Genomic DNA, 224 nt, shown 5'->3' with positions numbered 1-224 from the left:
TTGATAACAGTAACTTTGATATCTGCCTTGTTGCTGGCGATCGCTTCTTCTGCCTCAAGTATTTATTTATATGGCAGCAGTACTAATAATATCAAAGCAGATGCAGCAATTGTTTTAGGAGCGGCAGTTTGGGGAGAAGAACCATCTCCTGTTTTCAGAGAGCGAATTAACCACGCCATCAACTTATATAAAAATGGATCTGTTAAAACAATCATTTTTACTGG

The 224-nt window shown here is 37.9% G+C and carries 1 protein-coding gene; it reads left to right on the top strand.

The window, feature by feature from the left end; all coding sequences use genetic code 11:
- Positions 1 to 224 (top strand): YdcF family protein (locus tag ABF638_RS38565; protein WP_435027979.1); only part of this gene is annotated, 224 nt, incomplete at both ends.

Source organism: Nostoc sp. CALU 1950 (genome assembly GCF_051172895.1).
GTDB lineage: Bacteria > Cyanobacteriota > Cyanobacteriia > Cyanobacteriales > Nostocaceae > Nostoc > Nostoc edaphicum_A.
This window is presented reverse-complemented; position numbering and strand designations above follow the sequence as displayed.